At 64.8% G+C, this 13327-nt stretch carries 17 protein-coding genes; 13 read left to right on the forward strand and 4 right to left on the reverse strand.

All coding sequences use genetic code 11. From position 1 onward, the window contains the following. Nucleotides 1–21: 21 nt before the first annotated feature. From AC1X6S_RS07405 to AC1X6S_RS07415, 3 genes are all read left to right on the forward strand, one after another. Nucleotides 22–450 carry an ArsR/SmtB family transcription factor gene (locus AC1X6S_RS07405; RefSeq protein WP_483405123.1) on the forward strand — a complete coding sequence of 143 codons (429 nt, stop codon included), beginning with the start codon at nt 22–24 and terminating at the stop codon, nt 448–450. A 103-nt stretch (nt 451–553) separates the two neighbouring features. Continuing rightward, the gene (locus tag AC1X6S_RS07410; protein WP_108390044.1) at nt 554–760 is read left to right on the forward strand and encodes a helix-turn-helix domain-containing protein; all 207 of its coding nucleotides are present in this window, start codon (nt 554–556) and stop codon (nt 758–760) included. A gap of 106 nt (nt 761–866) precedes the next feature. Continuing rightward, complete coding sequence (locus AC1X6S_RS07415) at nt 867–965, forward strand: 30S ribosomal protein bS22 (protein WP_003792170.1); 99 nt, start codon at nt 867–869, stop codon at nt 963–965. A gap of 74 nt (nt 966–1039) precedes the next feature. On the opposite strand, the gene AC1X6S_RS07420 is transcribed toward AC1X6S_RS07415, so the two are convergent. Next, a complete protein-coding gene (locus AC1X6S_RS07420; RefSeq protein ID WP_483405124.1) occupies nt 1040–1792 on the reverse strand; it encodes a YidC/Oxa1 family membrane protein insertase in 753 nt (250 codons plus the stop codon). Nucleotides 1793–1862: 70 nt separating this feature from the next. Beyond that, nucleotides 1863–2159 carry a DUF6412 domain-containing protein gene (locus AC1X6S_RS07425; RefSeq protein ID WP_108390046.1) on the reverse strand — a complete coding sequence of 99 codons (297 nt, stop codon included), beginning with the start codon at nt 2157–2159 and terminating at the stop codon, nt 1863–1865. A gap of 812 nt (nt 2160–2971) precedes the next feature. On the opposite strand from AC1X6S_RS07425, the gene AC1X6S_RS07430 reads away from it, so the two are divergent. From AC1X6S_RS07430 to AC1X6S_RS07445, 4 genes are all read left to right on the forward strand, one after another. Then, on the forward strand, nt 2972–4381 hold the full coding sequence (locus tag AC1X6S_RS07430; RefSeq protein WP_483405125.1) for an HNH endonuclease signature motif containing protein: 1410 nt from the start codon (nt 2972–2974) through the stop codon (nt 4379–4381). 216 nt (nt 4382–4597) lie between these two features. Then, nucleotides 4598–5011 carry an SRPBCC domain-containing protein gene (locus AC1X6S_RS07435; protein ID WP_483405126.1) on the forward strand — a complete coding sequence of 138 codons (414 nt, stop codon included), beginning with the start codon at nt 4598–4600 and terminating at the stop codon, nt 5009–5011. 17 nt (nt 5012–5028) lie between these two features. Next, entirely contained in the window at nt 5029–5298 is a 270-nt protein-coding gene (locus AC1X6S_RS07440) for a glutaredoxin family protein (RefSeq protein WP_483405127.1), read from the forward strand. Beyond that, nucleotides 5295–5594 (forward strand): Dabb family protein, encoded by a 300-nt coding sequence (locus AC1X6S_RS07445; protein ID WP_483405128.1) that lies wholly within the window; start codon nt 5295–5297, stop codon nt 5592–5594. Before AC1X6S_RS07440 ends, AC1X6S_RS07445 begins: the two co-directional genes overlap by 4 nt. Nucleotides 5595–5615: 21 nt before the next feature. Here AC1X6S_RS07445 and AC1X6S_RS07450 read toward each other — a convergent pair whose 3' ends face one another. Both AC1X6S_RS07450 and aspS read right to left on the reverse strand, forming a co-directional pair. Further along, entirely contained in the window at nt 5616–6011 is a 396-nt protein-coding gene (locus AC1X6S_RS07450; RefSeq protein WP_483405129.1) for an SHOCT domain-containing protein, read from the reverse strand. Between the two features lie 137 nt (nt 6012–6148). Next, a complete protein-coding gene (gene aspS / locus AC1X6S_RS07455; protein ID WP_483405881.1) occupies nt 6149–7474 on the reverse strand; it encodes an aspartate--tRNA(Asn) ligase in 1326 nt (441 codons plus the stop codon). A 152-nt stretch (nt 7475–7626) separates the two neighbouring features. Between aspS and AC1X6S_RS07460 the strand changes: the two genes are divergently transcribed. From AC1X6S_RS07460 to ccsB, 6 genes are all read left to right on the forward strand, one after another. Then, the gene (locus AC1X6S_RS07460; RefSeq protein ID WP_483405130.1) at nt 7627–8262 is read left to right on the forward strand and encodes a histidine phosphatase family protein; all 636 of its coding nucleotides are present in this window, start codon (nt 7627–7629) and stop codon (nt 8260–8262) included. A gap of 8 nt (nt 8263–8270) precedes the next feature. Next, nucleotides 8271–8846: a TlpA family protein disulfide reductase gene (locus AC1X6S_RS07465; RefSeq protein WP_232529086.1), complete on the forward strand. Its 576-nt coding sequence runs from the start codon at nt 8271–8273 to the stop codon at nt 8844–8846. A gap of 4 nt (nt 8847–8850) precedes the next feature. Further along, the gene (locus tag AC1X6S_RS07470) at nt 8851–9597 is read left to right on the forward strand and encodes a cytochrome c biogenesis CcdA family protein (protein WP_483405131.1); all 747 of its coding nucleotides are present in this window, start codon (nt 8851–8853) and stop codon (nt 9595–9597) included. Beyond that, on the forward strand, nt 9581–11299 hold the full coding sequence (resB, locus tag AC1X6S_RS07475; protein WP_483405132.1) for a cytochrome c biogenesis protein ResB: 1719 nt from the start codon (nt 9581–9583) through the stop codon (nt 11297–11299). Before AC1X6S_RS07470 ends, resB begins: the two co-directional genes overlap by 17 nt. Before the next feature lie 2 nt (nt 11300–11301). Continuing rightward, nucleotides 11302–11688 (forward strand): DUF3054 domain-containing protein, encoded by a 387-nt coding sequence (locus tag AC1X6S_RS07480; RefSeq protein ID WP_483405133.1) that lies wholly within the window; start codon nt 11302–11304, stop codon nt 11686–11688. Nucleotides 11689–11753: 65 nt separating this feature from the next. Then, nucleotides 11754–12755: a c-type cytochrome biogenesis protein CcsB gene (gene ccsB, locus AC1X6S_RS07485; protein WP_483405882.1), complete on the forward strand. Its 1002-nt coding sequence runs from the start codon at nt 11754–11756 to the stop codon at nt 12753–12755. The last annotated feature ends 572 nt before the right edge of the window (nt 12756–13327 follow it).

A 13327-nucleotide genomic window follows, 5' to 3' on the forward strand; every position in this document is an offset into this window, starting at 1 on the left:
GAGAGTCACTAACCTTGGGCCATGGCTGACATATTTGACGTTATTGCGGATGCCACCCGGCGTGACATCCTGCAGATCCTCCTTGACCGGTATGAGTCCGACTCGACGGTCTCTCACGGGGGGACGAGCGTATCCGAAATTGTGACCGCTCTCGGCCTCAGCCAGCCGACGGTCTCCAAGCACCTCAAGGTGCTTCGCGAAGCAGGTCTCGTCGCCGTGCGTGAGGAAGGCCAGCACCGTTACTACCGGTTGGAGAGCGCCCCGCTCGAGACCGTCGAAGACTGGTTGATCCCCTTCCTCAGCGTCGACTTCGACGTCGCCGGTGCGATCGAGGTTGCCCTGACAGATCAGGCAAAGCAAATGGCGGATGCCATCGGGCACGCGGTCGCCGACACCACTCATCGCGTAACGAGTGCCGTTCAGGCAGTGAGCAAGAAACTGGGAAAGTAGGGACCCTCGACACCACTGATGGGTGGCGCTACAGTCAGAGAAGATCAGCCTGTTCCGCTTCGACGACACCCATCAGACCGAGAATCCCGCACCAGGAGACACCATGGCAAGTGGTTTGGAAGACGTACGTTTTCTTACGGTTGCCGAGGTCGCCGACATGATGCGGGTGTCTCGGATGACCGTGTATCGCATGGTTCACGCCGGAGAACTCCCGGCCATCCGGTTCGGCCGGTCGTTCCGTGTGCCCGAGTCAGCGGTCGAGCAGGTTGTCGGCTCGCACGTCGCATCCCAGGTCGCGGATAGCGCCTGAGTCAGCGTGGGATCTTGAGCCTTCGGGATCGGGTAGACTGTCCCGAGGGCATTTTTTCTGCCGGCCGTGGCATCCGCGGCCATAGCCGATCTTTGTGAGGTAAGTAGTGGGTTCTGTAATCAAGAAGCGCCGCAAGCGTATGGCAAAGAAGAAGCACCGCAAGCTGCTTCGCAAGACTCGTCACCAGCGTCGCAACAAGAAGTAGCGAAACGCACCAGTTAAGCGCCGGGCCTTCGGGACTGGCGCTTTTTGGCGCGCCCGGGGGGGGCCGGCGCTTTCTTACGCCGCCATCGTTTTCTCGTAACGGCGGCGAAGGGCTGCCCGCTCCACGAACGTCCAGGTCGTCGTGACAGCGAGGTAGAGCGTTGCGGCAAGCGGAACGATCGCCGCAAAGATCAGCGTGATGAATGGCATCCAGCTCAGAATCCCCGTGAGGTTCTGCATGCCGGGCGGAAGCTCGTCGCTGACCGGAGGGGCGTTGCGCTGGGCTGCGCGGCGACTCAGCCAGGCGACGACCGCAATGATGGCGAGGAGTGCGACATAGACGAGCACTCCCGGCCACACGGCACCGCCGCCGAGGAAGCCGATCAGTGAGCTGCCGAGTTGGACACCGAAGACGTCCTCGGTGAGCAGATCATTCGAGTGTCCGTTGATGCTCTGCAGAATGAACAGGCCGTAGACGGTTGAAATGACGGGTGCCTGCAGAAGTGTGGGAAAGCATCCGGCCAGCGGTGACGCCTTTTCGGCCTGGTACAGCTCCATGGTCTTTTGTTGCAGAAGTTCGGGTTTCTTCTTGTAACGCTGCTGCAGTTCTTTGAGCTTCGGGGCGAGGCGTCGGCGGGTGAACTCGGCGCGCACCTGGGAGCGGCCGACCGGGATCAGAAGCGTGCGCACGAGCAGAGTGATGGCCACGATCGCTGCAGCGGTGCTCAGCTCTCCGGCGATCGGTGCGAGCAGGGTGGCGAGAGCGGTGACGAGTGAATAGGCAAAGTCGAGCACGATCGCGATGGGCGCGAACGAATAGATGTCCACAGGGGGAGTCCTTACGGTCAGAGGAAGAGGTGGCGACTGAAGGTCGCGGGTTCTCTTCGTTACCGAAGGGCTACGCGACCGCCTCTGACAGCCCTGGGGCTCGCGGCTGGGGGCGTCCGGCCGTGTTGGGGTGGCTCGGCGCGGGAATGCGGGTGAGTGACTCGCGGTGTTCGCGCGCGCGGGACCCGACCATGAGTCGCAGCGCGATGATGATGACGGCGAGATAGCGGGCACCAAGAAGAGCGGATGCCGCGAGGACCGCAACACCGGCAACGAGCACGGCGGATGGTTCTGCGGCCTGCGCTACAGCGAGCACGAGGAACGACATGGTGAGCACCATGATCAGTTGCTCGTAGCGGGATCTCATCGGTTCCTCGGTTAGCGGTTGGATTCGAGGGTATCGGATGCCGCGGCCCGCGTCAGCCTGGCGGGGCTGTGGGCCGGGCACCGCGGGCGTCAGCGGAGGCAGAGGTGCCGACCACGTCCCGGGGCGTCACCCGAGCCCCGGGAGGAAAAACCGGGCCCCCAGCCCTCTACTGCGCTTCGCCCCCACGATTCTCCTCCCGAAACACCGGGAAGCAGCGGCGGAGGCAGCGGAGGTAGCGGGGTGCTAGTCGAGCGGAGCGCGCCAACCGAGCCCCGGAGGCGTCACCCGAGCGGAGCGCGCTAACCGAGCTCCCGGAGGCGTCACCCGAGCGGAGCGCGCTAACCGAACTCCCGGAGGCGTCAGCCGAGCCCCGGGAGGAAACACCGGCCACCCGGCCCCGTATTGCGTTTCGCCCCTCCGATTCTCCTCCCGGAACACGGCCAAGATTCTCCTCCCGAAACCGCCACTACCCCTGATCCCCGAGTGCGAGAACGGTGCCGGACGCCGCGGCCATCGCCTTGAGTTCGGCCAACATCGCTGTCAGTGGTTGGGTGTGTAGTTAAGTCATGAACATCCCGGTCAGCTGTTTGATCCGCACCCATGCAGGGTCGCGTTTGAACGCCCGGGATGGTGCCGGTGGAAGGCCCCCAGTGTGGCAGTTTCAATGTCAGTGGTTGGGTGTGTACTGAAGTCATGAACATCCCGGTCAGCAGCCCGATCCGAACCCGTTCCGGTGCGGCGGACTTCGCTGTGGCCGGGCGTCATGTCCTCAGCTCGGCTCGTGGGGGTGTGCGGGTGTCATGAGTCTCGCGGTGAGCGACTTTCCGCCGGCATCGGTGCCGGAGGGGGAGAGTGCGCTCACCGGGCTCTTGCAGCATCTGGGGCAGGTGGTTGATGTTCTCGACCTGGATCATCTGGACCGGTTGACCGGGGAGCAACTGTTGACGCAGCTGGGGCAGGTTGCTGGCGTGGTGCGTGCTGGGGAGGCGGTTCTCGCGGCGTTGAGTGCTGAGGTCGCGGACCGGTCTGACCCGGCGCGCGGCAATGAAGGTTTGGCGGTGAAGCATAACTACCAGCGTCCGTCGCATCTGATCGAGGTGATCACCGGGGTGTCGTCTGCTGCCGCGTCACGGTTGATCCGGGTCGGGCATCGGACCTGCCGGAGGCTCACGGATGCTGGGTTCCCGTTGCCGCCGTTGTTTCCGGTGGTCGGGGAGGCGTTCCGGCAGGGTTTGATCGGGGTGGAAACCGCCGAAGCGATCACCCGGGAACTCTCACTCGCCGCACCACGTGCCGAGGTGGAACACCTCGCTATTGCCGAGCGCACCCTGGTCAGTGAGGCGGTTGGTGCGGGGTGGCGCGACGGCTTGCCTATGTCGGCCGATCTGGTGGGTATTCAGGCTCGGCAGTGGCGGGACCGGTTGGACGAAGACGGGATTGAACCCCTTTCCGACAAAGCATTCCAGAAACGCGACTTCTGGATCGCCCGTACCGCGAAGGACGGGTTGGTGAAGTTCGGTGGGCAGGTCACCGTCGATGTCGGAGCGAAACTCCACGCCCTGCTGGATGCGGTGCTGAGCCCGAAAACCGCGGACCGATACGAGACAACCGACCCCGCCGAGGCATCGGACGGCGAGGCAGGTGATCGGGCGCCGGACGAACCGATCCGGGCCCGGCGGACCGCCGGGCAGCAACGCGCTGACGTGTTCGCCGCGATGATCGACGCCCTCGCCCGCTCCGCCGACGCACCCAGTGTTACCGGCGCAGCACCGACCGTCGTCGTGACGGTCAGCGCGGACGTCATCGACTCCAAGAGCGGCACCGGACAGATCGTGGGAGTGAACGCCCCGGTGGCGGCGTCAACAATCACCCAGATTCTCTGCGATGCGAGCATCATCCCGGTATTCATCGACCCCGACGGCACCGTCGTCGCCCTCGGCAACGACCAACGCGGGTTCAATCGAACCCAACGAATGGGCATGATCGCCCGCGACGGACCAACCTGCGCGATGCCGGACTGTCAGATCCCTGCCACCGGCTGCGAAGCCCACCACATCATCCCGCACGCAGAAGGTGGGCCCACCCATATCGACAACGGTGCACTGTTCTGTTGGTTCCACCACCGGATGGTCGACACCGGAGTGTTCACCGTCACGATGGTGAACGGCAAACCCAAGGTCACCATCGCCGAATGGATCCGCCGGAAACCCTACTTCCGGTAACGGGCGCTGACCGGCGCTGACCCGCATGACCGGTGCAGACCGGCGCTGACCCGCGTGACCGGTGCGGAGGGTGCTGACGGCGTTGACCCGCGTGACCAGTGCGGAGGGCGCTGACCATCGTCGGCGCATGCTGACCAGCCCGGCTCCGCCATCCGCGTGGGCATCCCATCGTCCGCGTGGGCGCCCCACCATCGCCGTGCGCGTACTCTTGATCCCATGAGTGAATCGCGCAACACCCCAGGCCAGAAGAACGACACCGGCTGGGATGTGGGCGTACGAAAGACCGTGGACACCACACCTCAGAGCCTCTGGGATTACCTCTTCGGTGAGGGACTTCCGCTCTGGCTCGGCGAGATTGACTCCCTTCCGACCAAGAAGGGCGTCCGTTACCAGACCACCGACGGCGTTCGGGGCACGATTCGTGCCTTCACCGCCGGCAAACAGGTCCGCCTCACCTGGCAGCCCCAGGACTGGCCGCACGACACCACGCTGCAGCTCACTGTGTCCAAGTCCGGCCCGGGCGCTATCGTCGAGTTCCACCACGAGGACCTCGCCGACCGTGACGAACGACGGATGATGCTGGGTCACTGGCACAACGTCACCGACTCCCTCGTCGACCACTTCGCCTAGCCGATTAGGCTGGAACCGTGGCAACGGCATCCCTCACCCTGATCTCGAAACCGGGCTGTCATCTCTGCGATGACGCTCGCACGGTCGTCACCAGCGTGATGACAGAACTCGAGTCTCGCCAGGACGCACCCCGGCTGACGCTCGATGAGGTATCGATCCTCGACGATGCCGAATTGCACGAACGCTACGTCGAAGAGATTCCCGTTCTCCTCATCAACGGACGGGTCCACAACTACTGGCGCATCGACCCCAAACGCCTCACAACAGCACTTTTGGAGCTCACATGATCCGCCACATCGTCTGCTGGAAACTCGCCGCAACGGATGCCGCCACCAAGGCGGAACACGCCGCCCGCATCGCCGCGGAGATGGGCGAATTGCCCGCCCTCATTCCCGAGATCCTCTCGCTTCAGGTGGGCGAGAACGTCCTGTACCCCGAGGTCAACTGGGATGTTGTGCTGATTGCCGACTTCGCGGATGCCGCTGCGCTCGAACGTTATTCGGCGCACCCCGAACACCAGAGGGTGGGTAAGTTCATCGGCGAGGTCCGGTCGGACCGCATCGCCGTCGACTTCGAGGTCTAGACCCGGCCAGACCCGACACCGCTAAGCGCGAGCGAGCGCCTTCGCTTTGAGGGTCTCGAACTCGGTTTGCGAGATCGCCCCCGAATCGAGCAGCGCCTTTGCGGTGGCTATCTCGTCACTCGGCGTCGCCTTTCCGGCAGTTTCGCGAATGTAAGCATCCGTCGCTGCCTTCGCGGTGTTTGCTCGCTCCGCCGACCGCTCTGCCATGCCTTTGCCGCGCGCGATCAGGTAGACGAGCGCGGTGAGGAACGGCAGGAAGACCAGGAAGATGAGCCATGCGGCCTTAAGCCAGCCGTTGAGGCTACGGTCCTGAAAGATGTCCGCGATGATCGAGAACAGGGCAAACAGGTAGGCGATAAACGCGAACGCCCAGAAGAAGACCCACAAGAGGTCCCAGATGTTTCGAACGAATTCCACAGCGGATCCTTCCTGCGGGCGAGCTCATGTGACTCGCGTGGCCGGATCATATCGCCGTGGAACGGCGAAAAGACAGGGCCCCCGGGAAGCTGCCTGCGCGTGACGCGGCGTTCCCGGGGGCCCTCGGATTCAGCGTCCTACGGCAGCAGGCGCGTCGGTCCGCGGAACAGGTACGTGACCTCGCGGATCGACGTCTCGTGCAGCATGAGCATCAGTACACGGGCGAGGCCCATGCCGAATCCACCGTGCGGCGGAACGCCGTAACGGAAGAAGTCGAGGTAGAACTCCAGCTCCTCCGGGTCGAGGCCCTTCTCCTTGGCCTGCTCGATGAGCACGTCGACGCGGTGTTCACGCTGGGCGCCCGTGGAGATCTCGACGCCGTTGAAGATGAGGTCGTAGCTCTTCGTGATCGACCCATCGCCCTCGTGACGCATGTGGTAGAACGGCCGGATGCTTGACGCATAGTCGGTGAGGAATACGAACTCGTGGCCGAACTTCTCCGCGACGTGGGCCGCGATCTGACGCTCACCCTCGGGGTCCATGTCGTCATCGGCGCGGGGCACTTCGTATCCACGGTCGGCGACGATCTGCTTGGCCTCGGCCAGCGGGATGCGGGGGAACGGGGTGGCAGGAACGGTGACCTCGAGGTCGAACAGCGCCTTGATCTCTTCGCCGTGCTTCTCCTTGACCGCGCTGAAACCGGCGACGATGAGGTCCTCGTGCAGCTTCATGACGTCTTCGTGCGAATCGATCCAGCTCACCTCGGAGTCGATCGACGTGAACTCAGTGGCGTGACGTGAGGTGAACGACGGGTCGGCGCGGAACGCGGGTCCGACCTCGAAGACCTTGCCGAAGCCGGCAGGCTGAGCCATCTGCTTGAAGAACTGGGGGCTCTGCGCGAGGTAGGCCTTGGTGTCGAAGTAATCGACCTCGAAGAGCTCGGCGCGCGACTCGCTGGCGGATGCCATTAGCTTCGGTGTGTGGATCTCGATGAAGTCGTTCTCGATCCAGTACGTACGCAGCGCGTGCTCGAACGTCGTCTGGATACGGAAGATGAGGTTCTGCTTCGGGTTGCGCAGGTCGAGGAAGCGCCAGTCCATGCGCTTGTCGAGGCTCGAGTCGGCGGCGATGGGTGTCTCGGGCAGGGCCTCGGAGACAACGGTCAGCGTCTCGAGCTTGATCTCGAGTCCGCCGAGCTTGACGCGCTCGTCGTGCTTCAGTGTTCCGGTCACGGTGATGAAGGAGCCGTGGGCCAGGGCCGAGATTGACTCGGTGATGGCCAGCTTCGATGCCGACGCCTCATCCTCGGGGTTCAGCTCGCGCACCGCGGGGTTCACCAGCTGTGCGGCACCAGACTCATCGCGCAAGACGATGAACTGCACCTTCTTCTGGTCACGGACGGTCTCGACCCATCCGGAGACGGAGACGGGACCTTCGGGAAGGTCGGCCAGGTTCTTGATCAATACGCGTGTGGTCACGAGGGTCAATCTTACCCGCGCGCCGCTGCGGTTCTCCTGACGGCGTCGACCCGCGGTCCTCGGCGTTTCCGCTCCCGCTGGCGAGGGCGAGTCACTCTCGGTGTTTTCCGAGTTCTACCGAACGTAGACTGGGACGTGTGGTAGCCAGCCAGATCCACCTCGTCCGTCACGGCGAGGTGCACAATCCGACACGAGTCCTCTATGGTCGACTCCCTGGTTTCCGACTCTCCGAACGGGGAGAACTCATGGCTGCCGCCGCAGCAGATGACCTCGCCGCGCGCGATCGCACGATCACCCGGCTGGTGGCCTCCCCGCTCCAGCGCGCACAGGAATCCGCGGCTCCCATCGCGTCCAGGTTCGGTCTTGAGATCGTCACCGACGACCGCATCATCGAGCCGACCAACCACTTCGAGGGCAGGATCATGCGGGCCGCCCTTCGCAACCCTGCGAACTGGCCGGCGCTGCGCAATCCGCGCAAGCCAAGCTGGGGCGAACCATACGTGTCGATCGTCGCCCGGATGCTCGACGCCGTCCGTGACGCGTGGGAATCCACCGAGACGGGCGACGCCGTTCTCGTGAGCCACCAGTTGCCGATCTGGATGGTGCACTCATCGCTCACCGGCACACCGCTGCCCCACGATCCACGCCAGCGTCGGTGTGCACTCTCGAGCATCACCACTTTCGAACACCGCGATGGAGCCTTCGTCGAGGTCGGCTATTCAGACCCGGCGGCACCGCTCAGTGCTGGCGCGACGGACGTGGGGGCGGTATGAAGCACCGGATGCCGCTGGTCGCCACGCTCCTCGCCTCGACGCTCCTTCTCGTCGGCTGTTCGAGCGACCCACTCGCTGAGCAGTATGCGGAGGGCAGCAACAAGGGTTACATCGCGGGCGACGGGAGCGTCACCGAGATCGCCGAGGCCGACCGCGGAGAGTCGATCACGTTCTCCGGCGTCGCCGACACCGGTGAGCAGATCGCGTCGGCCGACTTCGCCGGCGACGTCCTGGTGGTCAACTTCTGGTACGCCGCGTGCGCACCCTGCCGCGCCGAAGCGCCACTGCTCCAGGAACTCAGTGCGGAGTACGACGGCAAGGACGCGCAGTTCATCGGCGTCAATGTCTACGACCAGCCAGACACCGCACTGTCGTTCAACGACAAGTACGGCATCACCTACCCGTCGATCATGGACGTGCAGGATGGGGCGGTGAAGCTCGCCTTCACCGGCAGCGTGCCACCCAAGGCCGTTCCCACCACCCTCGTCCTCGACAAGGAGGGTCGGGTCGCCGCACGAATTCTCGGCCAGGTGAAGGAAGCGTCGATTCTCGACACCCTCATCCGCGACGCGATCGCCGAGTAACCACGTGAACCCCGGCGAGATCATTTTCAATGGCCAGCTTCTGGCCGCCATCCCGATAGCTCTGCTCGCGGGGCTCGTCTCGTTTGCGTCTCCCTGTGTGCTCCCGCTCGTTCCCGGTTACCTGGGCTACGTCGGTGGCATGTCGAACGGCGCACGTGGCAAGGCCACCCCGGCGCGGTCACGCGTGCTTCTCGGTGCCACGCTCTTCGTGCTTGGGTTCTCGCTTGTCTTCGTGCTCATCGGCGCGTTCGCCGGAACTGTTGGCGCATTCGTCGTCCGCTGGGAAGACATCATCACCCGGGTGCTTGGTGTCGTCGTCATCGTCATGGGACTCGTCTTCATCGGCCAGTTCTCGTTCCTGCAGCGCACGGTGAAGTCCAACTTCCGCCCTGCAACGGGACTCGCCGGAGCGCCGCTACTCGGCATCGTCTTCGCGGTCGGCTGGACCCCGTGCCTCGGCCCAACACTCATCGCCATCAACGCGCTGAGCTTCGAGACCGGGTCGACCGGGCGGGGAGCGATCCTCGCGCTGTTCTACTGCGTCGGACTCGGCATCCCATTCCTTCTCGTCGCGGCCGGCCTCAACTGGGTGACCGGATCCGTTGCATTCTTGAAGCGGCATATTCGCGCAATAAATATCGGAGGCGGCATCCTGCTCGTAATCATCGGCCTGCTCATGGTCACTGGTGTGTGGGGCATCTTCATGTCGAAGCTCGGGGTGGTGATCAGCGGATTTGTCCCGGCCATCTGATTACGTTGACGCCGGAGCGCCGCTGAGCGAACGCGAGCGCCCGGATTCCGACGCCGCAGACGTCCAGCAGCCCAAGCTCGGATTCGTCGGCACTCTTCGCTTCTTCTGGCGCCAGCTCACGAGCATGAAGACGGCGCTGCTGCTCCTCCTCCTGCTCGCTGTCGCGGCGGTACCGGGTTCGCTCGTGCCCCAGCGCAGCTCGGACCCGAACGGCGTCATCCAGTATTTCGCCGACAACCCTGACCTCGCTCCGGCTCTCGATAACATCCAGATGTTCGACGTCTACGGGTCCGTCTGGTTCTCGAGCATCTACCTTCTCCTCTTCGTGTCGCTCATCGGTTGTGTGATCCCTCGCACCAAGCACCACCTCCAGGCCATGCGCGCCCGGCCGCCGCGCACTCCCGCCCGGCTCGAGCGCTTGCCTGCCCACACCGAGCAGACCCTCTCGGGCGGGGATGCCGGAGCCGCAATCGACGCGGCAAAGGGCCTGCTGAAAAAGTCTGGCTATCGTGTCGAGCTCTACCAGGGCAGGGACGGCGCCGTCTCGGTCTCCGCGGAGCGCGGTTACCTGCGCGAGACGGGCAACCTCGTCTTCCACTCTGCTCTCGTCGGCATGCTCGTCACCGTCGCGATCGGCGGCGGACTCGGTTACGCCGGACAGCGGGTTGTCGTTGAGGGGCAGACTTTCGTCAACACCCTGCTCGACTACAACTCCTTCAACCCGGGCCGGTTCTACAACCCGGACGACCTCGCGCCGTACTCGCTCTCGCTCGATCGGTTCGATGTGGCCTACGAGCAGGAGAACCTCGACGCCTACGGCCAGCCCATCGACTTCACGGCATTCGTCACGACCCGCTCGCCCGGCGGCGATCCGGTGGAACGCACGGTGAAGGTCAACGAACCGCTCCGCTACGAGGGCACAGACGTCTACCTCCTGGGCAACGGCTACGCGCCGACGATCACTGTCCGGGACCCGGACGGCACTGTCGTGTTCACCGATTCGGTGCCATTCCTTCCGCAGGATGCCAACCTGACGTCCCTTGGTGTCGTGAAGGTCCCCGACGGACTCGAAGAGCAGATCGGGATGATCGGTTTCTTCTACCCGACGGCGCAGCTGCTCGAGACCGGCGCATACACCTCTACCTATCCCGACCTCGTGTTCCCGGTCCTGACGCTCAACGTGTACACGGGTGACCTTGGGATCGACGAGGGAGCACCGAAGTCGGTGTATGAACTCGAGACCGACGACATGACTCAGCTCACGGGCGGCAAGACCGGCGTCGACTCCATCGAGCTGATGCCGGGCGAGAGCCAGGAGCTCCCGGGCGGCGTCGGCACGATCACCTTCGAAAATGCCAACCCCGACGCGGTTCCCGTCGATCCGGATGCCGCTGCGAGCGACGACCACGCAGCCGTCACCGCCGCGCACTACGAAAACGCGGTCCCGCGGTTCGCGTCATTCGATGTCCACCGCGACCCGACCCAGGGGTGGGTGCTTCTGTTCGCCATCCTCATCCTCGGCGGGCTGCTCACCTCGCTGTTCGTACCGCGGCGCCGGGTCTGGGTCAAGGCAACGGACAAGCCCGACGGCACTGTGCACATCCAGTACGCCGGCCTTGCGCGCGGGGAGGATCCCGGTCTCGTCGAAGCCGTCGATGCGATCGCCTACCGTCACGGCACGGCGCTCGGCCTCGAACGATGAGCGTGCGCACCCGCGATGTAGCAATCGCTGTCGCTCTCGACGTCGTCGTGACGCTGGTTTTCGTGCTCATCGGGCGCGGCACGCACAACGCTGACCCTACGCTCGTCGGTCTTGCGACGGCGTGGTGGCCGTTCCTCGCCGCGCTCGCGCTCGGCTGGGTCTTCACCCTCGCGTGGCGCCGTCCGTTCGGACCTGTCTGGCCGGGGCTGGGACTCTGGCTGATTACCGTCTCCGGTGGGATGCTGTTCCGCACGCTGTCAGGGCAGGGAACAGCCCTCGCCTTCGTCATCGTTGCCACCCTGTCCCTCGGCATCCTGCTTATCGGATGGCGCGGCATCGCCGTGTTGATCCGCCGTCGATCATCACTTACTCACGCTCCCTCAGCGTGAAACCCGAGAGGTACTGTTAAACCGTGGATCTCAACGAACTGTCCGTTCTCGCCCTCTGGTCCGCCATGGCGATCTACGCGCTGGCGTTCATCGCCTTCGCGGCCGACCTCGCCAAGCGCTCAGCCGACGTCACGGCGGCCGCAGAGCTGACCGAGGGCGACGGCGCGAGCGCGCCAATGGCTGCAACAGTCGGCTCAGCAGGGAACGCCATGGCCGCAGCATCGGCGGATTCGTCGGCGTACTCGGGGCGTCGTCCCGTCGGGACGCTCACGCGCACTGACCCGGACGCTCCACAGGTCCAGGCTAAGAAGTCGGCTGTGCTCCGGGTTGCGGTCGCGCTGACCGTGCTCGGGCTCCTGCTTCACCTGACCGCAGCGGTCACCCGTGGCGTCGCCGCTGAGCGTGTTCCGTGGGCCAACATGTACGAGTTCGCCATGACCGGCACGCTCCTCATCATTGCCACCTACCTCGTCGTGCTCACCCGGGTGGACCTGCGCTTCCTCGGCACCTTCATCGTCGGCCTCGTGCTCATCATGCTCGGCGTCGCTGCCGTGAACTTCTACGTTGAGGTCGTTCCGCTTCCGCCGGCGCTGCAGTCCGCGTGGCTCGTGATCCACGTTTTCGTCGCGTCGACCGGAACCGCACTGTTCGCGCTCGGGTTTGCGCTGTCTGTTCTGCAGCTTGTGCAGCACCGCAGGGAAGCGAGCGGTTCCGACCTCAAGTCGCTCAAGCTCAAGTTCGTCGCAACGCTCCCGTCGGCAGCGCGCCTCGAGAACCTCGCTTACCGTTCCAACATTGTCGCGTTCATCCTCTGGACGTTCACCCTCATCGCCGGTGCGATCTGGGCAGAGCGCGCGTGGGGCCGCTACTGGGGCTGGGACACCAAAGAGGTCTGGACCTTCATCATCTGGGTGATCTACGCCGGATACATCCACGCACGCGCGACGCGTGGCTGGCGTGGATCGCGCTCGGCGTGGCTGTCGATCATCGGCTTCGTCGCGGTGATCTTCAACTTCTCGATCGTGAACCTGTTCTTCAAGGGCCTGCACGCCTACTCGGGCCTGTAAGCCTGCAACCCCAACCGCCGGCCGAGCTCCCGCGAGTGTCCGCTTGCCCGAGCGCCCGAGCGTCTGCGCGGCTGCCGGGTACCGAGCGCTGGTGCGTCTGCGCGGCTTCGTCCTGCCGCTCGTCGAGAGCTACAGTCCCATGCTCACGCTGCAGATACTTCTGTAGCGCGGGCATGGATGTGCAGCGCGCGCCGACCCGGGCCGGGGTCGTGGTCGGGTGTGGGTGCGGCGGGCCCGGCTCAGGCAGCGCGCGGTGGGCAGGTTTGCCCGGCTGCCGGGGCCGCTCGTCGTGAGCGCCCGTCCCTTGCCATGCGGCCGCCCGGCAATCCGCTGCCGCTCATCGAGAGCTACAGTCCCATGCCCGCGCTGCAGATACTTCTGCAGCGCGGGCATGGATGTGCAGCGCGTGCCGAGCAGGCCATGGCTCGCGCCGGGCTCGTGGTGGGGCGTGGGTGCCGAAGGGACTGCGGGCCCGGCTCAGGCCTGCGCGCCGTGGGCAGAGCCTACGCAACCGCCCGGCTGCGCCCTGCCGCTCGTCGAGAGCTACAGTCCCATGCTCACGCTGCAGATAC

It is taken from the genome of Mycetocola sp. Y442 (assembly GCF_056898615.1).

Coding starts and splice junctions, on each gene's coding strand:
- AC1X6S_RS07405 (WP_483405123.1), top strand. CDS start 22: ATGGCTGACATATTTGACGTTATTGCGGATGCCACCCGGCGTGACATC.
- AC1X6S_RS07410 (WP_108390044.1), top strand. CDS start 554: ATGGCAAGTGGTTTGGAAGACGTACGTTTTCTTACGGTTGCCGAGGTC.
- AC1X6S_RS07425 (WP_108390046.1), bottom strand. CDS start 2,159: ATGAGATCCCGCTACGAGCAACTGATCATGGTGCTCACCATGTCGTTC.
- AC1X6S_RS07435 (WP_483405126.1), top strand. CDS start 4,598: ATGAGTGAATCGCGCAACACCCCAGGCCAGAAGAACGACACCGGCTGG.
- AC1X6S_RS07445 (WP_483405128.1), top strand. CDS start 5,295: ATGATCCGCCACATCGTCTGCTGGAAACTCGCCGCAACGGATGCCGCC.
- AC1X6S_RS07465 (WP_232529086.1), top strand. CDS start 8,271: ATGCCGCTGGTCGCCACGCTCCTCGCCTCGACGCTCCTTCTCGTCGGC.
- ccsB (WP_483405882.1), top strand. CDS start 11,754: ATGGCGATCTACGCGCTGGCGTTCATCGCCTTCGCGGCCGACCTCGCC.